This window comes from Leeuwenhoekiella sp. CH_XMU1409-2 (genome assembly GCF_037029365.1).
Classification (GTDB): domain Bacteria; phylum Bacteroidota; class Bacteroidia; order Flavobacteriales; family Flavobacteriaceae; genus Leeuwenhoekiella; species Leeuwenhoekiella blandensis.
Window position 1 is genome coordinate 196,832 of record NZ_JAYMEI010000001.1, and the last position, 22,384, is coordinate 219,215.

Genomic DNA, 22,384 nt, shown 5'->3' on the forward strand with positions numbered 1-22,384 from the left:
AAGATTAATTAAGTTTTTGAGCTGTGCTTAGCAATAATTCTTTGGTTAATAGGATTCCTTCTTCTGGAGTGTGATTTTCGCCTTCATATTCTACGCCTATAAAACCGGTGTAGCCTGCATCTTTCACGGTTTGAAGAATTCTTTGAAAATCCATTGAGGTTTCTTGACCGGCATCATTAAAATCATAGGTTTTTGCACTTACAGCAAGCGCTTTAGGCATCATTTCTTCTATACCTTTATACTTGTCATATTCTTTAACACAAGGAGCGCCCCACATTTGACCGTTTTCACGTTCAAGGCAGAAGTTTCCAAAATCAGGGAGTGTACCGCAATTTTCCATATCGATAGCATTGATGACTTCCATCACCAGTGCTGCGTCAGAAGAATAACCTCCGTGATTTTCAACTACGACTTCAATGTCTTGAGTAGCGCCATATTCGGCTAACTTTTTTAAACCATCGATCGCGCTGGTTTTCCATACGTCACGATCAGCAGCGCCAATAAGATTTACACGAATGGCATGACAGCCTAGATATTTTGCAGCATCAACCCATTTTTTATGGTCTTCTACGGCTTGATTGCGTTCCGATTCGCTTTCGGCAGCTAAGTTTCCTTCTCCGTCTACCATTATAAGTACATTTTGCACATCAAACTGGGTGCTTTTGGCTTTCATTTTTGGAAGGATAGAATCGAGAGCGATGGTATCATTATCGTAAGTTTCCATCATTGGAGTGTATAGTTGACTTACATATTCTACACCTTCAAAACCCATTTCATGAGCTTTTTCAGCAAAATCAAGAGGGTTCATTTCGCCGCTTCGTATCGCCTCGTTGAGTGACCATTGTGCAAGTGAAATTTTAAAAAACGGCTGTTTTTGGGCTACTACAACGCTTTCATTAGAATTTTTTTCAGTTTTTTTTTCGCTTTTACACGATAAGACAGCTACTGAAAAAATAGCTGCCAATGCGAGTTTAACGTTCATTGAATAAGCAATTTAGGTTGTTTTGGAAGGCTTGTAAATTTAGCTTGCCCCCCAATAAATATATAAGTTCTCTAAATTATACTTTTTTTGGTTTATCTAAAAAATAACTTAAAATTTATATATTTGATAGCATAGGCTAGATTATTTTATTAAAAACTGAATTAAAAGTGAGTAGTATTAAACCTGAAGACATGTACGACGCCATTGTGGTGGGTACAGGAATTAGTGGTGGCTGGGCTGCCAAAGAATTATGTGAGAACGGGCTTAAAACCCTTGTTCTTGAACGTGGTCGTATGGTAAAACATATCGAAGATTACCCTACCATGAATATGGACCCGTGGGACTTTAAATTTAAGGGACAACCTACCAAAGAGGAGGAAGCCAAACAATTTAAACAGGCGCGTACCGGATATACTACAAATAAGGCACATAGCCATTTCTTTGTAAATGACTTAGAACATCCTTATAATGAAACCAAACGTTTTGACTGGATGCGTGGGTATCACGTAGGAGGTCGCTCAATTATGTGGGGCCGTCAGAGTTATCGTTTGAGTGATATTGATTTTGAAGCAAACAAGAAAGAAGGTATCGCTGTTGACTGGCCAGTACGTTATAAAGACATCTCGCCTTGGTATGACAAGGTTGAAGAATATATTGGAGTGAGTGGAGAAAACTTAGGTTTACCACAACTTCCTGATGGTCACTTTGGCCCGCCAATGGAGCTTAACTGTGTTGAAGAGCACCTTAAGAAAAACATGGCGCAAAATTATAAAGATCGTTTGCTTACGATAGGACGTACAGCGCATATTACCAGTACAGAAAAGACTTTTGAAGGTCGTTCTGCATGTCAATACAGAAACCGTTGTATGCGTGGGTGTCCGTTTGGGGCATATTTTAGCTCAAACTCATCAACTTTGCCTGCCGCTGAACGTACCGGGAATATGACCCTGAGACCTTTTAGTATCGTAAGTGAAGTGATCTATGATGACAATACAAAATTGGCTACCGGAGTAAAAGTGATCGATACAGAGACTAAAGAAGAAATGACGTTTAACGCAAAAGTGATTTTCTTATGTGCTTCTGCGATTGCTTCAGCTTCTATCTTGATGCAATCTAAGTCAGATCGTTTCCCTAATGGTTTAGGAAATGACAGTGGCGAACTAGGTCACAATATTATGGATCACCACTTTAATGTAGGTGCTTCAGGAAAATTTGACGGTTTTGAAGATCAATATTACAAAGGGCGTCGTGCAAATGGATTGTATATTCCACGTTTTAGAAACGTAGGAGGTGATTCTGACCAGAAAAACTTTAAGCGTGGTTATGGTTACCAAGGTGGAGCAAGCCGTGGTGATTGGACCGAAGCGATTTCAGAAATGAAATACGGAGAAGATCTTAAGAAAGCAATTTCTGAACCAGGAGGCTGGACGATAGGAATCAATGCCTTTGGAGAGTGTCTTCCGTATCACGAGAATAAGATGACGCTTGACTATGATAAATTAGACCAGTGGGGATTACCTACCATTACGTTTGATGCTGAGTGGAAAGAGAACGAATGGGAGATGCGTAAGGATATGAAGCAGCAGGCAGCAGAAATGCTTACCAATGCTGGCTTTAAAGATGTACAAACCTATGATAGCCCGGGAGCTCCCGGTCTAGGAATCCACGAGATGGGAACTGCACGTATGGGACGCGATCCTAAAACCTCTGTGCTTAACGGAAATAACCAAGTACACACCGTACCTAACGTATATGTGACAGATGGTTCATTTATGACTTCTGCAAGTTGTGTAAATCCATCGTTAACGTATATGGCTTTTACTGCACGCGCTGCAAACCACGCAGCAGAACAATTTAAAAACGGAAAATTCGCTTAATTATGAAAAGGAGACAGGTATTAAAAAATTTAGGTCTGGGTGCTGGTTATGTGATAGCGGCTCCGGCAGTATTTAATATTTTACAGAGTTGTAAAAGCGATCCCAAAAGCGACTGGCAACCGGTATTTATGAATGCATCTAATGGATATGCCTTAACGCAAGTTCTCGATGTTATTTTACCAAAAACCGATACGCCCGGTGCTTCAGAATTGAATATTGCGCAGTTTATTGACAGCTATATGGACGAAGTTGCCGGTGACAAACAGCGCGAAGAATTTAAAGCCGGTGCAAATGCCTTTGCATTGAGCTTTAAGGAGAATTTTGATAAAGAGCTTGAAGATGGTGAAGCCAAAGATTTTGAGAAAGCTGTAGCCAAGTATCTTGGTGCAGATGAAGAAACACGCAATGCATATTTAAAGCGTATTTCAGAAACACAGGATCCCGAAGCGCCTGAAGCTGATTTTGATGCACACGCAGGTTCTTATGCGTATCTCAATGCGGTACGAGACCTAGGTATTTGGGCTTGGAAGAACTCTGAGGCCGTTGGTGAAAACGTACTTTGGTACGATCCGATCCCAGGGGCGTATTTGGGATGTATCTCTACGGAAGAAGCCGGTGGCGGAAAAACGATGTCACTCTAATGAAAAGAAGAAGTTTTATACAAAAAGGAGCCCTAAGTGGTTCCTTTTTGGCTTTAGGCGGGGCCGAACTATTTGCGATGCAAAATAGGCTCGCAACTTTGCCTAAGCACCAATTCAATTTAAACTATGCGCCGCATCTGGGGATGTTCAAACATCTTGCAGGTGAAGATCCTATCGCCCAGCTTGATTTTATGGCTGAGCAAGGCTTTACTGCATTTGAAGATAATGATATGCGCAATAGGCCTGTTGAATTGCAAAATAAAATAGGTGCTGCGTTGCAAAAGCATAACATGCACATGGGCGTGTTTGTGGCGCACAAGATTTACTGGACCGCTCCAAACCTCACCAGCGGAAAGCAGGATCTAAGAGAGGAGTTTTTAGCCGATATCAAAGCCTCTATTGAAGTGGCTAAGCGCGTAAATGCCAAATGGATGACCGTAGTGCCGGGTTATGTTGATATGACCCAGGATATCAATTATCAAACCGCACACGTGGTTGAAAGTTTAAAGCAAGCTTCAGCTTTGTTAGAACCACACGGACTAACCATGGTTCTAGAACCGCTTAACTTTTTTAATCATCCCGGTTTATTTCTAAAGGAAAGTCCGCAGGCGTATCAAATATGTAAAGCAGTAGATAGCCCGGCTTGTAAAATATTGTTTGATGTGTATCATCAACAAATTCAAGAAGGAAACCTGATTCCTAATATTGATGCCAGCTGGGAAGAAATAGGTTATTTTCAAATGGGTGACAATCCCGGAAGAAAAGAGCCTACAACAGGAGAGATCAATTATAAGAACATCTTCAAACACATTTATCAAAAAGGCTATAAAGGCGTTTTAGGAATGGAACATGGTAACTCGATGCCCGGAGCAAAAGGAGAACAGGCTGTGATTGATGCTTATGTGACTTGTGATAATTTCCTTTAGATCTCAAGGATAAAGCGTTTCGAACCGTTCGCATACAATGAGCATTTCCTCGTTAAATGAGTCTGAAGAATTTTTCATCTCGCGCGTGTAGAAGGCTTTGTGTACTTTTCTCCAATACGCTAGCGAACCATCGCCTTCACCTTCTGTTTGAGCAAATACTTCGGTTACTTTATGAAAAGGAACCAAGTCGATTTGAGTGGTTTTTATTACGGCAACTGCATTTCCGTCCCAGTCAGTAACGATGTTTAGATCGTCTTTTTTAGGTAAAGCTTGGTTGTAGGTTTTAAACCACCAGAGGGAAGTTGCTGTCGCTTGTTTTATTCTTTTCAAGACCAAATTGGCGCAAATATTAGCATCAGTTTTATTATCGCAGAAGTAAAATGATTCTGGTATATTCTTATCGCGATACTCAGGATGTTTATTTGTAAATGCGTTCCAAAGCTGTTTTACCGAAGGTTGCGTTTTGCTCATAAATAGTAAAAACAAAAGGCTTCCAACATCGGAAGCCTTTTAGCATTATCAATTTTTCAAGTCGAGATACACACCGTTAGTCCACCCAAAACCGTCTTGAGTTGGATACTCACCGCCTCCGGCGACTAATGTAGTGTCTATCACATTATATTTTTCTAGCATTTTGCCGGTGCGTTTGTAAACGCTTTCATTAAGGTGTAGCCAGCGTTCACTTATGTCACTAGCAAGATCATTAATGCCGTAGGTTTGTAAACCGCGTACCGCAAGCCACTGGTGAGGAGGCCAGCCGTTGGGGCTGTCCCATTGCTGTTTGTTGTTTACCAAAGAAGTCACAAGGCCTCCCGGTTTTAAAAACTGAGATGCTAAAGTTTTAGAAACATCCTCGGCTTGTTGCGGAGAGGCGACTTTAAAATAAAGCGGGTACACCATCGCAAGAGAAAGCGTTGGCGATGCAGCTTCTGTTTTTAGATTGTAATCTACATACGTAGCTTTTGAATCATCCCACAACCAAGCGTCGATTGCGTCTTTACGAGTAGTAGCCGCAGCTTCAAGCGCTCTTGCCCCTTCCATATCTTCAGCAAATCTACGGGCGTTTGCAAGCGTTTGCTCTAAGTTATACATCAATGCATTTAGATCTATGGGAATGATCTCGGTGGTTTGAATCGTGGTCATCTTATTAGGATCGGCAAACCATCTGCTACTAAAATCCCATCCACTCTCACAAGCTGCCGAGATGTTCAAATACAGTTCTTCGGGATTTCTGCCAGATTCTTCTGCGGTGGTTATGTCTTCCAGATAGCTCTCTGCCCGTGGTGTTTGCGTATTGCTATAATAGCGGTTTAAGAGATGACCGTCAGGCATTTTTACAACGCGTGCGTGAGCATTGGATTCCTTCAAACCTTCAGCGCCTTGCATCCAAAAAGCATATTCTTTTTCAAGTGCATCGTGGTATTTCAGATAAACGCTTTTATCATCTTTAATACCGGCAAGAAGGTTTACCATTTCAGCAAAAAATGGTGGTTGAGATCGGCCTAAATAATAGGTGCGATTTCCGTTAGGAATAAAGCCAATAGTGTCAATTTGGTAGGCAAAATTATCTAAGATATTTTCAATCAATTCTATTTCTCCGGCTTCTTTCAGTCCTAAAAGAATAAAATAGCTGTCCCAGTAATACACTTCCTGAAAGCGTCCTCCGGGAACGATATATGCGTTGGGCAAAGCGATTCGCGACCCATTTTCAACAGCATCTGCATCACGTTTAAGATAGGGCCAAAGCGCATTAATATGGGCTGCGGTGGTGCGTGAAGTGTCTGCTTCAAAATTTGAGGTGGGCGTTTCGGGTAATGCGAAATGTTCTAAAACAAAGGCTTTGAGATCAAAATCGGGCTGATCTTTTTGCATTTTGTAGGCTTCGAGAATTTCTTCTGAAGGCATTTTTGGTTCACAGTCTACAAAGGTTTTTCCGTCGGGGAAAACATGATTGGTTTGCACCGCTACAAGCAACTCGCCATAGCGGTCTATGGGGTTGAGGTTTTTATTGGGAAATGTCGCAGTGTCTGCGGTTTGCTCGTTTTTACAGGAGGAGACAAAAAGTATCAATAGAAGTGCAAAAAAATTGAAGTAAGACTTTATCATAATGTGTGCTTTTAAAAACAAAACGCCCAAAAAGTAATCACAGAGAATAACTTTTGGGCGTTAGGTTGTACTGAAGTAACTGCGTTTATTGGCACCGCCAAAGGGTTTAATACTCTGAGGCTTGCCTCGAAATTGAAAATTCGTTTCCAAGCAATGCCCCATGAGCTTGACCAAAGGTAGCTTACTCTACAATAAACTTCCCTTTCATTACACTGTAATGACCAGGAAAACTACAGATGAAATCGTAAGTCCCAGGCTCTGGAGCTTCAAACTCGATCGTGTCTGACTGGCCGCCACCTAGCATTTTTGTGTGCACGATAACCGCATCTGTACCTTCTGGGATATAGCCGTTATCTCTTGCTGCAGAAGCTTTTGCTCCAAATGCAGGAATCTCGGTTCCTTGCGTTAAAAGCACAAAGTTGTGTCCCATAACTTCAACTGGTTGTTTACCCGTGTGACGTAGGGTAAGTTTAACTTTTTTACCGGCAGCAACACGAATTTCCTTTTTATCAAATTGCATCATGTCTGTTGCAAGAAGTACCACCTCGGTAACATTCTCGTCAGCTTTTTTTGTGGTAGAAGAAGTGTTGTTGGCACCAATCTTTACCGACTCTTTTTCTTCTTTCTTTTTATCGTCTCCGCAGTTTACTAAAATTAACGAAAGCGCAAAAAGAAGTGTGAATTTTAAAGTTTTCATTAGAAATTGTTTAGATAAATGCTAATATACACAAGTTCTACCCGCACTGCAACAGTAATAGGGCGCTTTTTAGTCTAAATAATCTTGAAAGAATTGCAGGGTGCGTTGCTCGCAATAAGTATGCGCTTGATTTTCAATAAATCCTACGTGTCCGCCAAATGCCGGCATTTCTAAAAAGAGGTTTTTGCTTTGTGCTGCTTCTTCTTTAGGGTAGCATTTTTCGTTAAGAAAAGAATCGTCTAAAGCATTGATAATAAGTGTAGGAATCTTGATGTTGGGTAGAAATTGCCTGCTGCTGCTTTTTGTATAATAGTCAAGTGCATTTTTAAAACCGTTTGCCGGTGCGGTGTAGAGCTCATCAAAAAGCATTAAGGATTTGATCTTGCGATAATTTTCTTTGCTGAGTTCTTTTGGAAAAACCTTCAGTTTGGCGTGATATTTTTTGCGGAGGTCTTTTAAAAAGGACCAGCGATAGACCCAATTTTTGCGTTGCTCCAACGCACCAAGAGAGTCGTATAAATCTACCGGAGTAGAAACTGCCACAGCAGCTACGATGTTGTTGGGACGACTACGCGTTTCGCCCAAATATTTCAAAATAAGATTTCCGCCAAGGCTAAAACCGCATAAAAACAGGTTTTTGTATTTGTTTTTTGAAAGAATATAGTTGACCACATCACTCAAATCTTCTGAAGCTCCCGAGTGATATGAACGAATTTTTGCATTGTCTTCCCCGCTGCAACCACGCAAATTGATCGAGGCGCAGTCAAACCCTTGTTTATTAAGCAAGCTTGCTGTCCCTTGCATATACGGTCGCTTTGCGTGACCTTCTAAACCGTGAACAATAATGGCGATAGTAGAATTAGATTTACTTTGAGCAAAGCTAAAGTCGATATCTAAGAAGTCGCCATCGCTTAAATCAATACGTTCGCGGTGATAGGAGAGCCCTTTTACTTTCCTGATTTTTGCTGCATATATGGTGTTGAGGTGTCCGTTAGTAAACGGCCTTTTTGGTTTATATGTAGATGGGATAAGCGGCACTAGTATAAAATTTCTCCTTTAGGTTTTATGGGGTTAGGTAAATCTTCTTCATCAAGCATGTCGCGAAGATCAATTTCGATGGTTCTACATAACGCTGTCATAGGCACATCGTTTGCTTTTCCTTCAAAAGGATCTTCACTATTGTCTCCTACATATTCCATCGTGGTGAAAATCCACATGATGAGTATGGTAAATGGAATCATTTGCAAAAACATAGTTGAAATTTGTTGCGAAGGATGCACGGTATCGGTCACGTGATTTTCAAAAATATTGAGCAGCCCCAGCGGAAGCAGTAGCACAAAAATCCAGGTGAATACTTTAGAGAAATAACCATATTGTCTGGGAAACGGGGTGTTTTTTATGCGCTCACACATACCTTGAAAATCATAGAATTTACCTAAAGCCTCTTGCAGTTGCATCTCCTGAAAACCATCAATTACCCCTTCTTTTCTAAGTCTTTGTACGATCATGCCTTGATTCTTGATCAAATGCGTTGCAGGATTTGCTCTTAGTTTGATCGCTTCATATTCATCGTGCCCTACAAATTGGTAGGCTTGGTTACTTTCAATATTGCGCTCGTTATGGCGATCAAATAAACGTTCAACCAGTTTGCCTTCTTGCAGCGTCCACGATCTAGGCTGACGCAGTTGCACGCGTAATGCGTTAAGCCATGCAATATGACGATACAGAAGTTCGCGTTTAAGTTCTTTATCTGCTATAGGATCATCAAGTTGAATGAGGCTTAAGGTTCTAATGCCCCACGTACGACTCCAGTTTACGATCATTCCCCAAATTTTTCTGCCCTCCCAGAAGCGGTCGTAACTCTGGCTGTTTTTAAAACCGAGATAAAAAGATACTGCAATACCAATTACGGTGAGCGGCTCAAAAGGAATGTCTATATCTTCAAAACCTAAATCATGGTACGCATAGAAAATAATAAGTGAATACACGAGAAAGAACACCAGATTACGCCACGTGTAACGCAGGATGAGTTTCCAACTTATATTCCTTTTAATGAGCATAGCATAGATGTTTAGAATTTAAAGATAAATGTAAACTGTAGAACAGCTTGAAGTATTAAGGGAAATTTAAAATATTATGCACGCATAAGGCTTTTAGGTATCTTTGCTCAAAATTTATTGGCGCGGTTAAAGGGTTTTATACTCTAAGGCTTGCCTCAAAATTGAAAAATTGTTTCCAACTAGTGCCTCACGGGCCTGTCTTTGTCGGTAGACAAGCTTGCCTTGAGGTAGATTATTTTTAAAATTATGTACACCAAAGAATTTGAGATACGCTGGAGTGATATTGATGCCAACAGGCATTTGGCAAATAGCGCATACATCAATTTTATGAGTCATACGCGTATGGCTTTTTTGATGGAAAACGGTTTTGGGCAGCAAGAGATGGCCAAGCATAATATTGGCCCGGTGGTGTTTTATGAGCATATGTATTATTTTAAAGAAGTGTTTGCCGGGAAGCCGGTAAAGGTGACGCTTCAATTAAAAGGGCTTTCTGAAGACGGGATGTATTTTGAATTCATTCATAATTTTTATGATCATAAAGGCCGAAATTTTGCAAGTTGTGAGATGATGGGCGCGTGGATCGATCTTAAAGAACGCAAACTTATAGGCTTGCCAGAAGTGCTTTTTGAAAACCTTTCTTCGCTAAGTAAAACCGATGATTTTAAAGTGCTTACTAAGGAGGATACACGTAAATTCGGTAAAAAACCAAAAGATTTAGTCTAGGCGGTTTTCTTTGTTCGAGTAGATAAATAGACTCCCAGAAAAATAAGTGCTGCGGCACCTGCGCGAACCCAACTCAAATGATCTGCTCCTACCAGAACTGCAAATAGAATGGCAATAACCGGTTGCAAATAAATAAACGCGCCAATGGTTGAAGCCTTCAGCGTTTTGAGCGCATACAAGTTGAGCAAGTAGGTTGAGAAGGTGGTGCCCACCACGACAAAAACCATAACCCAAACGGCGTGTGGCGGTAAATGGAGCCAGTCTACCGAAGTGAATTCAGTAAACGTAAAGGGTAAATTCAAGAACACACCTAAGAGAAAAAGCCACTTCATCAGCGTGATGGTGCTGTATTTATTACTGATGGGTTTTACTAAAATTAAATACACTGCATAGGTTGCACCATTTACAAAAAACAACACATTTCCTAACGGAATATTGGGAGCATTAGGTTGTTCTGCTGCGCCAAAAAGTACCAAAACCAGCGCTCCCAGCATACCGATTAGAATCCCAAGAATCTTAATAAACCCGATGCGCTCTTTCAAAAATAATGCGGAGAGAATAAGCAAGATCACCGGACTCAACGTAATAATCACCGAACTGTTGATAGGTGTAGACAGGCTTAACCCTTTAAAGAAGGAAAGCATGTTTACAAACATTCCAAAAACGGCACAGCCTAAAAACCGCCAATAATCGGCACGATCAATTTTTTCTGACTTTGTAAAAATACTAAGCAGCCAGAAAAGTAGTGAAGCTCCCAAAACGCGCAGCAAAATAAATCCGTAAGCGCCGATGTATGTTGGCATCACACCTTTTGCCAATGTGTGATTTATGCCATAAATGGTACTGGCGCCAGTGGCAGCTGCAAGTGCGAGCACGCGTTTATTGGCACCGCCTAAGGGTTTAATATTTTGAGGCTTGCCCTGAGGTAGTTTACTCATCAAAGTCTAGTGAGCGTGAATCGCCTCCTTGGCGGCAGCAACGGTTTTTTTGCTGTTGCCAATAAAGATCTTGTCGTTGTTTACGATCACCGGACGCTTTAAAAACGTGTAATGTTCTAAAATCAGTTCTGCAAAATCGTCTTCACTCAAATCCTCATTGTTCAAGCCACGCTCACGATAGAGTCTGGCACGCTTGTTAAAAAGTGCTTCGTAGCTTTCGCTTAGATTGTACAATTCTTCAAGTTGTTCTTCGGTCACAGGATCAGATTTTACATCCTGTTTTAAAAATGAAGAAGGTAATTCGATTTCATCCATAATACGCTTACACGTATCGCAGGTAGAGAGGTAATATATTTTTCTCAAAACAAAAAGATTTAAAAATTAATAGGTAATACCTGAGCTAGTTTGCTTGTGCAAAGTAATCGCTTTTCGGTTTAAAAAGGTATTTTTGACTCGATAATCGAGGTTAAAAACATTGAGGCTTGCCTCGAACGATAACAATAAATTTCTAATAAATGCTTCGAGACTTAACTCGAAGTGATTGACTAAAAGTATACCATGGACGCTTCAGTAGCTTACACCTTAAAAATCACCTATAAAACACGTGTGATCCTCAAGAATTATCTTGAAACCATTTCGTTAGAAGATCTAAACAAAATCCCTGAAGGATACAACAACAATATTTTTTGGAATATCGCACATTTGGTGGCGACCCAACAGATTTTAGTTTACAAATTTTCAGAAGTGCCTGCTCTGGTTTCTGATGAGCTCATCAATAAATATCGAAAAGGAACCAAGCCCGAAGCAGATGCTACTCAAGCCGAAGTTGATGAGATCAAAGCATTGCTTTTTAGCACGCTCGATCAGACTGAAGAAGACTACAAAGCCGGAAAATTCAAAACCTACAACAGCATTACAACTTCAATGGATAGTACCTTAACTAACGTTGATGAAGCAATTGCCTACAATAATTTTCACGAGGGAATTCATTTAGGTTCTGTACTTGCGTTGCGTCACGCTATAGGCTTAGTTTAAGATATTCTTGCACTTCACTGAATTTAAATTTTAAAATGGTTTGCCCATCTACGTAAGAGGCGATCTCATACGGGTTGTAGACCAATACCATTTCATTTGCGGTGAACCCGATTACATTAGGCAAAGCAAATACATCATTCTCAAATAAAAAGCCAGTGCTGTTGATGTTTCCATCAGCACTTAGCTTTTTTTGGTTTCTGAATTTTGTTTCAGCAAGCTTTAAAAAACCTTCATAATCCTTAAACAATTCTTTGTTGCTAAGCTGGGTCTGAGCATCTTTATCAAAATTAAGATAGGTAGTGCTTCCGTAGCCGTGCGCACCACCCCAATAGGTGTAGTTCTCAAATTTGATGCTTAAAAGCTGTGCGCCGTCGTAGCTCACTTGAGATGCGCTGTTAATTTCATATTCGGCTCCGGCATCTGGAAAGTCACTTTTATAAATGCGATAGCTTGAAACAAAATGTGCTAGTGCCTGATCAAAAGTTTCAACCTCAGATTCTTCGTCGGGATCGATCACCAAGTTGTTTATCAGCACTTGGTTTATGGCTGCGTTTATCGTGTCGGCAAAGTTTTTATTACCTGAAGCCGTGACTTTTTCAATATCAATAATTGGACAAATACCTTCCTTACAAAGTTCTAATCCATCGGTCTGAATGCTTTTTGATTCAAAAACCAAAGGAGCTGCTCTTTTTTGACAACTGGTAATAAAAAGAAGTGTGACCAGTATTAAAGCGATATTTTTCAAAACAATTTGGGTTTCGTGTTAAACAAAGAATAAAGGTACACGCAATTTTGGGAAAAGGTCTTTGGCTTGCTACATTTACTTATAGATTTAATGAAAGATTAAGAAAATGAAATTCAATACCAAAACCATTCACGGCGGTCAACACAATACAGATCCTGCATACGGAAGCGTGATGCCGCCTATCTATCAGACGTCTACCTACGCGCAATCAACGCCGGGAGGGCACAAAGGCTTTGAATATTCACGCAGTGGAAATCCAACGCGTAAAGCACTTGAAGATGCTTTGGCCAGTTTAGAGAATGGTCAGTTTGGTTTGGCTTTTGGCTCTGGTTTGGCAGCTATTGATGCGGTTTTAAAATTGTTTAAACCGGGAGATGAGATCATTTCAACTAATGATCTTTACGGCGGGTCGTACCGATTATTTACCAAGATTTTTGAAGATTTTGGATTGAAGTTTCATTTTGTGAGTATGCAGGACACTTCGGCAATTGAAGCTGCAATTAACGAGAAAACCAAAATGATCTGGGTTGAAACGCCTACCAACCCAATGATGAATATTATTGATATTGAAGCGGTAGCTCAAGTAGCCACAAAGCATAAGATTTTATTGGCTGTAGATAATACGTTTGCAACGCCCTATTTGCAACAGCCTTTAGATTTGGGCGCTGATCTTGTGATGCACAGCGTCACCAAATACTTGGGTGGACATAGCGATTTGGTTATGGGTGGCTTGATCGTGAAAGATAAAGAACTGGCCGATAAATTATATTTTATTCAAAATGCAAGCGGTGCTGTTTGTGGACCTCAGGATAGCTTTCTTGCGTTACGCGGAATCAAAACCTTGCACGTGCGTATGCAGCGACACTGTGAAAACGGTAAAGCTGTTGCGCAGTTCTTAAAAGAGCACCCAAAAGTTGATGAGGTGTATTGGCCCGGTTTTGAAGAACATCCCAATCACGAGATTGCCAAGAAGCAAATGAAAGACTTCGGCGGAATGGTTTCGTTTACGACAAAAAAAGACAGCCTTGAAGGTGCTGTTGAGGTGGTAGAAAAATTAAAGGTATTTACTCTTGCCGAAAGTCTGGGAGGTGTAGAAAGCTTAGCGGGGCATCCTGCGAGTATGACACATGCAAGCATACCCAAAGAAGAGCGTCAAAAAACAGGAATCAAAGATTCTTTAATACGTTTAAGTGTTGGTATCGAAGATGCAGACGATCTTTTAGCAGATTTAGAGCAGGCTTTGGCTTAAGCGAGCGCGTTTAAAAATTCAGGTAATAGATATAACCTATTGTTAGCCATACGATAGAATCGTCGTATTTGTTAGGTGGGTAAAATTCAGGATCAGGATTTAGACCATCTACCCAGTTGGAGTGGTATTTATGATATTTCAATTCTAGGTTGATATCGCTAAGTATCGTTAGTTTATATCTAATGCCTACACTTCCGGTTAATGCCCACGTTGTTCCTGCAGCATCGCTTATTCCGCCTAGTTCACCACCATCTCCTATCAAAAACCGGTCAAAGTAGATGTCTTCGGGTGATGCGCCCGGTACATCCTGCACCGAAGAATACTCAGGTTTAAAAGAGACAAAATGTGCTCCCAAACTTATATATGGTGCAATTTTAAAGGCTCCTGCTTGAAAATCTCTAATACTCAACGGGAAATATTCAAGTTGCATTCCCAATTCAAAAACAAGAGAGCTTCCTTTATGGTCTCTTAAATCTTGACCTTCTGGAGAATCTTTTTGAGACTCATATCCTTCGTGAGTTAAATTTGTGTAGTGGAGATCTGCTTCAGAACGCAGTTTGAAATGATCGTTAAAATAGCGGTCTCTCGTATAACAGTTACAGTCTGCACGATACGCGAAGTTGAAATAATGAACAAGGCCTATCCCGAGACCTTGGTTATTTATATTGGTGTCATAATTATTTCTAAGTCCAAAATCGGATTGAAAAAGTAGGGGACCAGCAATCACACCAATTTCATTAGAAAAAGCGAACTGTGATCTGGCTGCTGAAGGTATTGCCAGAAAGAGTATTAATACCGCAACTAAAATTTTGGTATTCATTAGGTTTGGGGACTTAAGATGCAACAAAGATAGTAAAAATGCAGTTTTAACCTAAGATTGTATTTCTGTTGTAAATTATATAATAGATATAATAAAAATGAGGTATGTATATTAAGAATTTCTAAAATTTAGATACTAATTTTTATCAATATCATATATTTGCACCGCCTTAGAGCATTTAAAATTATAAATTCAAAAAAACATTATAATGACAGATAGCATTAAAAATTTTGTTGATTCTGTTGAGAAAGCTAATCCTAACGAGCCAGAGTTTATTCAGGCAGTGCAGGAGGTGGCAGAAACTGTTATTCCTTTTATAGAAAATAACCCAAAATACCAAGGCAAAAAATTACTAGAGCGTATGGTTGAGCCAGAACGCGCTATTTTGTTCAGAGTACCGTGGGTAGATGATAAAGGAGAAACGCAAATAAATAAAGGGTATCGCATAGAATTTAATTCTGCGATAGGACCTTATAAAGGTGGACTTCGCTTTCACCCTTCGGTAAACCTGAGTATCCTAAAATTCTTAGGTTTTGAGCAGGTGTTTAAAAACAGCCTTACTTCATTACCTATGGGTGGTGGTAAAGGAGGTTCTGATTTTAACCCTCGCGGAAAAAGCGATGCCGAAGTTATGCGTTTTTGCCAAAGCTTTATGACCGAATTGTACCGTCATATTGGCCCTAATACTGATGTGCCTGCAGGTGACATTGGAGTTGGTGGTCGTGAGATTGGTTATATGTTTGGGCAGTATAAGCGCATCAAAAATGAATTTACGGGTATTCTTACCGGAAAAGGGTTGTCTTATGGCGGTTCTAAAATTCGTCCCGAAGCGACGGGTTATGGTAACGTGTATTTCACAAAATATATGTTGAATAACGTAGGTGAGAAATTAGCCGGGAAAACAGTAGTGATCTCCGGTTCTGGTAATGTGGCGCAATACGCAGCAGAAAAAGCAACACAGCTTGATGCAAAAGTGGTGACGCTTTCTGATTCTGACGGATTTATCTACGATGAAGCCGGAATTACTAAAGAGAAGCTCGCTTTTGTGATGGAACTTAAAAACGAGCGTCGCGGTCGTATTAAGGAATATGTAGAGAAGTATCCTGAAGCAGAATTTCATGAAGGTAAAGCACCATGGGGAATCAAATGTGATATCGCATTGCCTTGTGCTACTCAAAATGAATTAGATCAGGAGGATGCTCAATTGCTGGTGAAGAACGGTGTAATGGCAGTAGGTGAAGGGGCAAATATGCCGTGTACGCCAGATGCTGTTTCAGTATTCTTAGAAAATAAGATTTTATTCTCTCCCGGTAAAGCTTCTAATGCAGGAGGAGTAGCGACTTCTGGTCTTGAGATGTCTCAAAACAGTATGCGTTACAACTGGTCTGCAGAGCAAGTAGATAAAAAGCTTCATGAGATTATGTACGATATACACAATGCGTGTGTGGAGTATGGTAAGCAGGAAGACGGGTTTGTAGACTACGTAAAAGGAGCGAATATCGCTGGTTTTGTTAAGGTTGCAGATGCCATGCTTGCTCAGGGAATCGTATAAAACATTAGATTTCATAAAAGATTTAGCCAAAGGCTTCGGGAGTTAACCGAAGCCTTTTTTTATAAGCTTACTCTGGGTTATATTGTATTTTTAACCTGTGGCTAATGCATCGTTGATGATTAAAAAAAACTTATATCTGTTTATTTTGCTGCTGAATAGTTGCTGTGCTTTTGCTCAGGAATATTCAGAAGCGTGGACGGCATATTTTTCTTACAATCGCATTACTGCCCTTGCTGAAGCCGATACCCAAATCTATGCGGCAGCACAAAATTCAGTGTTTAGTTATGATTTGCAAACCAATGAAACGCGTCTTTTTTCTACAGTGCAAGGCCTCGCGGGCGAAGCGATAAGCGCCATTCATTATAGTGACGCTACAGGTATTTTATTTGTAGGCTACGCCTCCGGACTCATAGATGTAGTGCAACCTGATGCTACAGTGACAACTTTGGTAGCTATTCGCGATAAGCCGGCGATTCTTCCTTCAGAAAAAAGCATCAACAGTTTTGATGAGCAGGACAACACGCTGTATATCGCTACAGGTTTTGGCATTTCTCTATTTGATCTCTCGCGTCTGGAGTTTGACGATTCTTATTTTATAGGAAATAACGGAGCGCGTCTCAATATCAAACAAACGGCAATCTTTGGCGATTATATCTATGCGGCTTCACCTGATGGCGGGCTGCGTCGCGCATTGGTGGCCGATGATAACCTGATCGATTTTCAAAATTGGGAAACTTTAGATCCTACGGGTTGGGAAGGTATTCAAACTTTTGCTGATGCGCTTTGGGGTGTAAAAAGCGATCAAAGCTTACAGCGTTTTGACGGAAACAGCTTTACCCTGGCAGCTAATTTAGCGCAACTTCCGGTTTCTTTTTCAGCTTCAGAAGACGCGCTCACGATAAGTTTAGGTAGCCAAGTTTTGATCTATGATCTTACCGGAAGTTTGACAACAACGATAAATACTATTGCAGAATATCCAGACACCTACAATGTTGCATTAACTTCTCAAGGTCAAATCTATTTAGGTACTGAAGCTAATGGGCTTTTGATTTCTTCAACATCAAATGCAACGGCAGCGCTTCAGGTGTTGCCAGATGGTCCACTGCGCAATGATCCGTTTAGTATTGAAGCCGCGCCGGGCCAACTTTGGGTGGCCTATGGTGATTATTCAGATACTTATAATCCATTTCCATTAAAACAGCGCGGACTGAGTCATTTTGTGGTGGATTCCGGTTGGTATAATCTTCCGTTTGATGACTTGTTAGAAACCAACAGCATCACCAACATCACTTACAATTCTGAAGACCAGACTCAGGTTTTTATGAGTTCGTTTAACGCCGGTCTCCTTGAAATTGTAGAAGAAGTGCCTTTGCAGCTGTATGACGAAACCAACAGTGGCTTAAGTGATATCCCTTTTGCGCCGTCTGATGTGCGTATAAACGGAGCTGCTTTTGACCGAAATGGTGTTTTATGGTTAACCAACAGCTTGGTCGAAAATGCACTCGCACGCAAAACAGGAAATCAGATTGAAGGTATCTCGATCGCTTCCATTTTGCCTGACTTTGATGCTGTAAATGGCTATTCTGAATTGGTGGTTGGCAGATTAGGAAATATCTATTTTGGTTCTTCAAACCGAGGCCTCATCGGTTACGATCCGGATGCCAATAGCTTTAGGCTGCTCAATGCTGAACGGTCTAATTTACCGTCTGATAATGTGCAGTCGCTTGCTGTAGATAATAATGGCGCGTTATGGATTGGTACCAGTTTAGGGCTCCGGCGGCTTTTTAACCCGGCGCAGATGTTTGAAAATGCCGAAATTCAAACGCAGCCTATAATTATTGAAGAATCAGGAAGCGCTGTAGAATTGCTTAATGACCAAGTTATTCGAGCCATCGCTGTAGACGGAAACAATAATAAATGGGTAGGAACCGTGTCTAGCGGTGTGTTTTACTTCAGTGCCAATGGTCAGGAAACCTTACAACAATTTAATACTACAAATTCGCCGCTTCCTTCAAATAATATTCAAGATATAAGCATTGATGAAGATTCTGGAGAAGTTTATTTTGCAACTCCTCTGGGCTTGGTTTCTTTTTTGGGTACTGCAGTTGCACCGCAAGAAACTTTGGAAAATGCGCGGGTTTTTCCTAATCCTGTGCGCCCCTCATTTACCGGCAGTGTTACCATCGATGGACTAACTGAAAACGCCAATGTGAAAATCACCGATCTAAACGGAAATTTGGTTTATGAAGAAGTTTCAGAAGGTGGAAGCATTCAATGGGATACAACTGCTTTTGGAAGATACCGTGTCGCTTCCGGGGTTTATTTTATAATGATCACTGCCGAGGATGCCGTGGAGACCAAAATCGTCAAACTTATGATCATTCGCTAATGCTGGTAACTACAAAAGCTATAGTCATTTCGGCAATTAAATACGGGGAAGCAGATCTTATTGTACGCTGTTTTACAGAAGAAGCCGGACTCAAATCTTACATTCTACGACGTATTTTAAAGTCTAAAAAAGGCAAACTGCGCACGGCGATGTTTCAGCCTGCAAGTCAGTTGGAGTTGGTTGCAGTGCATAAGGACAAAGGAACACTCGAGAGTATACGCGAGGCTAAAGTGATTCAACCCTACGTGAGTTTACACACCGATGTTTTGAAGTCAAGTGTGGTGCTTTTTCTTTCAGAAATGCTGCGTAATGCGATTCAAGAGGAAGAAGAGAACCGAGCGTTATATGCCTTTTTAGAACACGCATTTTTATGGTTTGATCTACACGAACAAACAGCAAATTTTCATCTGTTGTTTCTGTTAGAATTGACCAAATATTTAGGTTTTTATCCGGATACTTCAGAGTTGCATCACGCACACTTCAACTTAGAAACCGGAATATTTGAACCTGTTGAAAGTTTTTACAGTATTTCCGAAGAAAATTTACATACGCTCAAACAGCTCTTGGGTATAAATTTTGATGCACTTGCTACGGTAAAACTGAACCAAAAACGACGCGCAGACTTTGTGAATATGCTGCTCGCGTATTATGAATTACATTTACACGGCTTTAAAAAACCAAAGTCACTTGCGGTGCTAACCGCATTATTTAACTAACCACATTTATGAGATTACCCCTTACTTTGTTGCTTTTTTGTGTCTTTTCATTCACCCTTCACGCACAAACGATCAAACTGCTGGATAAAGACACCCAAGCGCCGGTAGCCAATGCCGCGCTCTACAATACCTCAAAGGCAACCTATGTAGTAAGTGATGAAGAAGGAAACGCTGATGTATCGGCATTCACAAAATCTGAGACTATTTTTATCACGCACGTATCCCACATCACCTTAAAAACTACAAAGGCGGCAATCGTTGCTGAAGGTAATGTGGTCTATCTGGATGATAACGAGAACCAACTTAACGAGGTGGTGCTTTCAGTGTCAAAATTTGAGCAGGAATCTAAGGATATCGCTCAAAAAATAGTAAGTCTGGATGCTGAAGATATCGAACTTAAAAATCCGCAAACAGCGGCAGACTTTCTTAGTCAGAGCGGGCAGGTTTTTGTTCAAAAAAGTCAGTTGGGTGGCGGTAGCCCTATGATACGTGGTTTTTCAACAAACCGATTGTTGTTGACGGTAGATGGTGTGCGTATGAATACGGCGATTTTTCGATCAGGAAACCTTCAGAATGTGATTAATATCGATCCTTTTACCATTGATCAAACCGAAGTTATTTTAGGTCCGGGATCTGTGGTGTATGGTAGTGACGCGGTAGGGGGTGTGATGAATTTTTATACTAAAAAACCGGCCTTTTCTTTTGAAGAAGGTACCGCATTCTCAGGAATGGCGCTTACGCGATATGCAACTGCAAACAATGAAAAAACAGGTCACGTTGATTTTAATATCGGGGCTAAGAAATGGGCATTTTTAACCAGCGTAAGCTATTCTGATTTTGACGATCTGCGTATGGGAAGTCACGGGGCCGAAGATTACCTGCGTCCCGAATTTGTGGTGACACAAAACGGTGTGGATACGGTGGTAGAAAATGACGATCCTAATGTGCAAACGCCTACCGGTTTTGATATGATCAACCTTACCCAAAAAATACGCTATATGCCTAACAGTATTTGGGATTTTAATCTTGGGTTGCATTACAGCAATACTTCAGACTATGCGCGCTACGACAGGCTTACACGAACTAGAAATGGGCAGCTGCGTTCTGCAGAATGGTATTACGGACCGCAATTGTGGTTTATGGGAAATCTTCAAATCGATAAAAAAGGAAACGGCGATTTTTATGACGATGCCAAGCTTACTGCGGCAATTCAATATTTTGAAGAGAGTAGAAACGATCGTGATTTTGGAGCAACTACTTTATTCACCACGCAAGAGCAGGTGAATGCCTATTCTTTGGATCTTGATTTTACTAAGAAAATGGACTCAAATCAGTTGTTTTATGGGTTGGAATATGTGTATAACAAAATTGGCTCCTACGGAAAGCAAACCGATATCAACACCGGCGACCAGGCAGCAACTGCAACCCGCTACCCTGATGATTCCAGCTGGCAATCACTGGCAGCCTATCTAAGCGGACAGTTCAATTTGGCTGAAAGTTTAACCTTGCAAACAGGCGTGCGGTACAATCATATATTGATCGATGCGACTTTTGATGATAACTTTTATGATTTTCCGTTTGAAAAGGCAGATGTAAGCTTCGGAAATTTCACCGGAAACGCCGGCTTGAATTGGCAAACGGCAGAAAATTTCAATCTTAAACTGAATCTGGGCACAGCCTTTAGAGCGCCTAATATTGATGATATCGGGAAAATCTTTGACAGCGAACCCGGGTCTGTGGTGGTGCCTAATCCCGATCTTAAAGCAGAATATGCATATAATGCCGAGTTGGGTGCCGCGTGGCGTATTGATGAAAAGTTACGTCTGGATGTGGCAACCTATTACACGCATTTGAACAATGCACTTGTGCGTCGTGATTTTAGTCTAAACGGGGAGACAACCGTAGATTATCAAGGCGAGCCGAGTAATGTACAGGCAATTCAAAATGCTGCAAGTGCTGAGGTGTATGGCGTTGAAGCCGGTTTAGAATATTTATTTACCAAAAACATTAAACTCACCTCTCAGGTCACAGTTACTGAAGGAAGTCAGGAAGAAGATGATGGCAGCGATGCGCCGTTGAGACACGCTGCACCACTCTTTGGAAATACGCACCTGATTTACCGTATGAAGCGCTGGAAGTTTGACGCTTCTGCAGAATATAACGGGCAATTTGATTATGACGAACTCGCCCCATCGCAACAGGGCAACGCTTATTTGTACGCGCTGGATACTGATGGTAATCCGTATTCACCGCGCTGGTACACTTTGAATGTATACAGTGAATACCAGATCGCCCAAAACTGGAAAGCGACTGCAGCTTTAGAAAACATCACAGATCAACGCTATCGTCCCTATTCGTCAGGCATTTCAGCACCGGGACGTAATTTAATTATGGCTTTGAAGTATACGTTTTAGGATTTTATCAATCAATTATAAATGAAATTTGAAACATTACTTAGGAACTCTATTGCTTATGCAGCATCTAGTATCGGGGAAGAGTTTATAAATGAACCTTTTCAAAATGGCACATATTTTTTAGAAAAGGATTCAAGTTACAGGTCGTTTTATGATTCAAAATATAACTGTCTGAGCATTTATAAAGATGATAGAGAGGTTGTTCATTCAATAACGGTTCATTTACTTGAAGTTTTAAATTTTAAAACCTTCAATTCATTGGTAGCACAGTATGGCGCACCAGATCATATCTGGGTGGCAACTAAAACTACTTTAATTAGCGAAACGAGTGATGATTCTAATCCTGAATTTAAGCAACGTCTAACAAAATCAGAACACGATCTTCGTGAGGGTACTTTTGAAGAAAAGCCGCTCGTTATCATTTGGAATAAGAAAGATTTTGAGATCAAAGTAATTTTCAGGTACGAACAAAATCAGAGTAAAATCACTTATAGATCTTTGGAGTAAACCTTCA

General features: G+C 40.7%; 21 protein-coding genes. 11 read left to right on the top strand and 10 right to left on the bottom strand.

What is annotated here, in order from left to right:
* Window positions 1-4: 4 nt before the first annotated feature.
* On the bottom strand, window positions 5-982 hold the full coding sequence (locus WA338_RS00800; RefSeq protein ID WP_009778473.1) for a sugar phosphate isomerase/epimerase family protein: 978 nt from the start codon (window positions 980-982) through the stop codon (window positions 5-7).
* 191 nt (window positions 983-1,173) lie between these two features.
* Here WA338_RS00800 and WA338_RS00805 point away from each other — a divergent pair, with 191 nt between their 5' ends.
* Genes WA338_RS00805 through WA338_RS00815 form a run of 3 tightly spaced genes read left to right on the top strand, consistent with a single transcriptional unit; the run spans window position 1,174 to window position 4,426 of the window.
* Window positions 1,174-2,859: a GMC oxidoreductase gene (locus tag WA338_RS00805; protein WP_009778474.1), complete on the top strand. Its 1,686-nt coding sequence runs from the start codon at window positions 1,174-1,176 to the stop codon at window positions 2,857-2,859.
* 2 nt (window positions 2,860-2,861) lie between these two features.
* Window positions 2,862-3,500: a gluconate 2-dehydrogenase subunit 3 family protein gene (locus WA338_RS00810; RefSeq protein WP_009778475.1), complete on the top strand. Its 639-nt coding sequence runs from the start codon at window positions 2,862-2,864 to the stop codon at window positions 3,498-3,500.
* Complete coding sequence (locus tag WA338_RS00815; RefSeq protein ID WP_272987155.1) at window positions 3,500-4,426, top strand: hydroxypyruvate isomerase family protein; 927 nt, start codon at window positions 3,500-3,502, stop codon at window positions 4,424-4,426. Before WA338_RS00810 ends, WA338_RS00815 begins: the two co-directional genes overlap by 1 nt.
* 3 nt (window positions 4,427-4,429) lie before the next feature.
* Here the strand turns inward: WA338_RS00815 and WA338_RS00820 are convergent, their stop codons facing one another.
* The 5 genes from WA338_RS00820 to WA338_RS00840 all read right to left on the bottom strand — a co-directional run bounded on the left by WA338_RS00820 (window position 4,430) and on the right by WA338_RS00840 (window position 9,289).
* The gene (locus tag WA338_RS00820; protein WP_272987154.1) at window positions 4,430-4,897 is read right to left on the bottom strand and encodes an ASCH domain-containing protein; all 468 of its coding nucleotides are present in this window, start codon (window positions 4,895-4,897) and stop codon (window positions 4,430-4,432) included.
* 48 nt (window positions 4,898-4,945) lie between these two features.
* Window positions 4,946-6,532, bottom strand: a complete 1,587-nt coding sequence (gene treF / locus WA338_RS00825; protein WP_272987152.1) for an alpha,alpha-trehalase TreF — start codon at window positions 6,530-6,532, stop codon at window positions 4,946-4,948.
* A gap of 181 nt (window positions 6,533-6,713) precedes the next feature.
* Window positions 6,714-7,229, bottom strand: coding sequence for an azurin (locus WA338_RS00830; RefSeq protein ID WP_272987150.1), 516 nt, complete (start codon window positions 7,227-7,229; stop codon window positions 6,714-6,716).
* A 69-nt stretch (window positions 7,230-7,298) separates the two neighbouring features.
* Window positions 7,299-8,267 (bottom strand): YheT family hydrolase, encoded by a 969-nt coding sequence (locus WA338_RS00835; protein WP_009778480.1) that lies wholly within the window; start codon window positions 8,265-8,267, stop codon window positions 7,299-7,301.
* The gene (locus tag WA338_RS00840) at window positions 8,267-9,289 is read right to left on the bottom strand and encodes a bestrophin family protein (protein WP_272987148.1); all 1,023 of its coding nucleotides are present in this window, start codon (window positions 9,287-9,289) and stop codon (window positions 8,267-8,269) included. The genes WA338_RS00835 and WA338_RS00840 overlap by 1 nt, the downstream gene beginning before the upstream one ends.
* Before the next feature lie 246 nt (window positions 9,290-9,535).
* On the opposite strand from WA338_RS00840, the gene WA338_RS00845 reads away from it, so the two are divergent.
* Window positions 9,536-10,012: an acyl-CoA thioesterase gene (locus WA338_RS00845; protein ID WP_009778482.1), complete on the top strand. Its 477-nt coding sequence runs from the start codon at window positions 9,536-9,538 to the stop codon at window positions 10,010-10,012.
* Here WA338_RS00845 and WA338_RS00850 read toward each other — a convergent pair.
* Together WA338_RS00850 and WA338_RS00855 are read right to left on the bottom strand one after the other, a co-directional pair.
* Window positions 10,009-10,950 (bottom strand): DMT family transporter, encoded by a 942-nt coding sequence (locus tag WA338_RS00850; protein ID WP_009778483.1) that lies wholly within the window; start codon window positions 10,948-10,950, stop codon window positions 10,009-10,011. The two genes, WA338_RS00845 and WA338_RS00850, sit on opposite strands and share 4 nt — an antisense overlap.
* Window positions 10,951-10,956: 6 nt before the next feature.
* On the bottom strand, window positions 10,957-11,313 hold the full coding sequence (locus WA338_RS00855; protein ID WP_040532450.1) for an arsenate reductase family protein: 357 nt from the start codon (window positions 11,311-11,313) through the stop codon (window positions 10,957-10,959).
* 195 nt (window positions 11,314-11,508) lie between these two features.
* Here WA338_RS00855 and WA338_RS00860 point away from each other — a divergent pair, with 195 nt between their 5' ends.
* Window positions 11,509-11,985 (top strand): DinB family protein, encoded by a 477-nt coding sequence (locus WA338_RS00860; protein WP_009778485.1) that lies wholly within the window; start codon window positions 11,509-11,511, stop codon window positions 11,983-11,985.
* On the opposite strand, the gene WA338_RS00865 is transcribed toward WA338_RS00860, so the two are convergent.
* On the bottom strand, window positions 11,969-12,730 hold the full coding sequence (locus tag WA338_RS00865; protein ID WP_009778486.1) for a DUF3298 and DUF4163 domain-containing protein: 762 nt from the start codon (window positions 12,728-12,730) through the stop codon (window positions 11,969-11,971). The two genes, WA338_RS00860 and WA338_RS00865, sit on opposite strands and share 17 nt — an antisense overlap.
* A gap of 106 nt (window positions 12,731-12,836) precedes the next feature.
* Between WA338_RS00865 and WA338_RS00870 the strand changes: the two genes are divergently transcribed.
* A complete protein-coding gene (locus WA338_RS00870) occupies window positions 12,837-13,979 on the top strand; it encodes a cystathionine gamma-synthase (protein ID WP_009778487.1) in 1,143 nt (380 codons plus the stop codon).
* Between the two features lie 10 nt (window positions 13,980-13,989).
* Here the strand turns inward: WA338_RS00870 and WA338_RS00875 are convergent, their stop codons facing one another.
* Window positions 13,990-14,799 carry a THC0290_0291 family protein gene (locus tag WA338_RS00875; RefSeq protein WP_009778488.1) on the bottom strand — a complete coding sequence of 270 codons (810 nt, stop codon included), beginning with the start codon at window positions 14,797-14,799 and terminating at the stop codon, window positions 13,990-13,992.
* Between the two features lie 208 nt (window positions 14,800-15,007).
* Here WA338_RS00875 and gdhA point away from each other — a divergent pair, with 208 nt between their 5' ends.
* From gdhA to WA338_RS00900, 5 genes are all read left to right on the top strand, one after another.
* Window positions 15,008-16,351 carry an NADP-specific glutamate dehydrogenase gene (gdhA, locus tag WA338_RS00880; protein ID WP_272987143.1) on the top strand — a complete coding sequence of 448 codons (1,344 nt, stop codon included), beginning with the start codon at window positions 15,008-15,010 and terminating at the stop codon, window positions 16,349-16,351.
* Between the two features lie 115 nt (window positions 16,352-16,466).
* Complete coding sequence (gene porZ, locus WA338_RS00885; protein WP_272987141.1) at window positions 16,467-18,740, top strand: type IX secretion system anionic LPS delivery protein PorZ; 2,274 nt, start codon at window positions 16,467-16,469, stop codon at window positions 18,738-18,740.
* On the top strand, window positions 18,740-19,456 hold the full coding sequence (gene recO, locus WA338_RS00890; RefSeq protein WP_272987139.1) for a DNA repair protein RecO: 717 nt from the start codon (window positions 18,740-18,742) through the stop codon (window positions 19,454-19,456). Before porZ ends, recO begins: the two co-directional genes overlap by 1 nt.
* Before the next feature lie 8 nt (window positions 19,457-19,464).
* Entirely contained in the window at window positions 19,465-21,870 is a 2,406-nt protein-coding gene (locus WA338_RS00895) for a TonB-dependent receptor plug domain-containing protein (protein WP_272987138.1), read from the top strand.
* A gap of 21 nt (window positions 21,871-21,891) precedes the next feature.
* Window positions 21,892-22,377, top strand: coding sequence for a hypothetical protein (locus WA338_RS00900; protein WP_272987137.1), 486 nt, complete (start codon window positions 21,892-21,894; stop codon window positions 22,375-22,377).
* The last annotated feature ends 7 nt before the right edge of the window (window positions 22,378-22,384 follow it).

Coding starts and splice junctions, on each gene's coding strand:
- WA338_RS00800 (WP_009778473.1), bottom strand. CDS start 982: ATGAACGTTAAACTCGCATTGGCAGCTATTTTTTCAGTAGCTGTCTTA.
- WA338_RS00805 (WP_009778474.1), top strand. CDS start 1,174: ATGTACGACGCCATTGTGGTGGGTACAGGAATTAGTGGTGGCTGGGCT.
- WA338_RS00810 (WP_009778475.1), top strand. CDS start 2,862: ATGAAAAGGAGACAGGTATTAAAAAATTTAGGTCTGGGTGCTGGTTAT.
- WA338_RS00815 (WP_272987155.1), top strand. CDS start 3,500: ATGAAAAGAAGAAGTTTTATACAAAAAGGAGCCCTAAGTGGTTCCTTT.
- WA338_RS00820 (WP_272987154.1), bottom strand. CDS start 4,897: ATGAGCAAAACGCAACCTTCGGTAAAACAGCTTTGGAACGCATTTACA.
- treF (WP_272987152.1), bottom strand. CDS start 6,532: ATGATAAAGTCTTACTTCAATTTTTTTGCACTTCTATTGATACTTTTT.
- WA338_RS00830 (WP_272987150.1), bottom strand. CDS start 7,229: ATGAAAACTTTAAAATTCACACTTCTTTTTGCGCTTTCGTTAATTTTA.
- WA338_RS00840 (WP_272987148.1), bottom strand. CDS start 9,289: ATGCTCATTAAAAGGAATATAAGTTGGAAACTCATCCTGCGTTACACG.
- WA338_RS00845 (WP_009778482.1), top strand. CDS start 9,536: ATGTACACCAAAGAATTTGAGATACGCTGGAGTGATATTGATGCCAAC.
- WA338_RS00850 (WP_009778483.1), bottom strand. CDS start 10,950: ATGAGTAAACTACCTCAGGGCAAGCCTCAAAATATTAAACCCTTAGGC.
- WA338_RS00860 (WP_009778485.1), top strand. CDS start 11,509: ATGGACGCTTCAGTAGCTTACACCTTAAAAATCACCTATAAAACACGT.
- WA338_RS00870 (WP_009778487.1), top strand. CDS start 12,837: ATGAAATTCAATACCAAAACCATTCACGGCGGTCAACACAATACAGAT.
- WA338_RS00875 (WP_009778488.1), bottom strand. CDS start 14,799: ATGAATACCAAAATTTTAGTTGCGGTATTAATACTCTTTCTGGCAATA.
- gdhA (WP_272987143.1), top strand. CDS start 15,008: ATGACAGATAGCATTAAAAATTTTGTTGATTCTGTTGAGAAAGCTAAT.
- porZ (WP_272987141.1), top strand. CDS start 16,467: ATGATTAAAAAAAACTTATATCTGTTTATTTTGCTGCTGAATAGTTGC.
- recO (WP_272987139.1), top strand. CDS start 18,740: ATGCTGGTAACTACAAAAGCTATAGTCATTTCGGCAATTAAATACGGG.
- WA338_RS00895 (WP_272987138.1), top strand. CDS start 19,465: ATGAGATTACCCCTTACTTTGTTGCTTTTTTGTGTCTTTTCATTCACC.
- WA338_RS00900 (WP_272987137.1), top strand. CDS start 21,892: ATGAAATTTGAAACATTACTTAGGAACTCTATTGCTTATGCAGCATCT.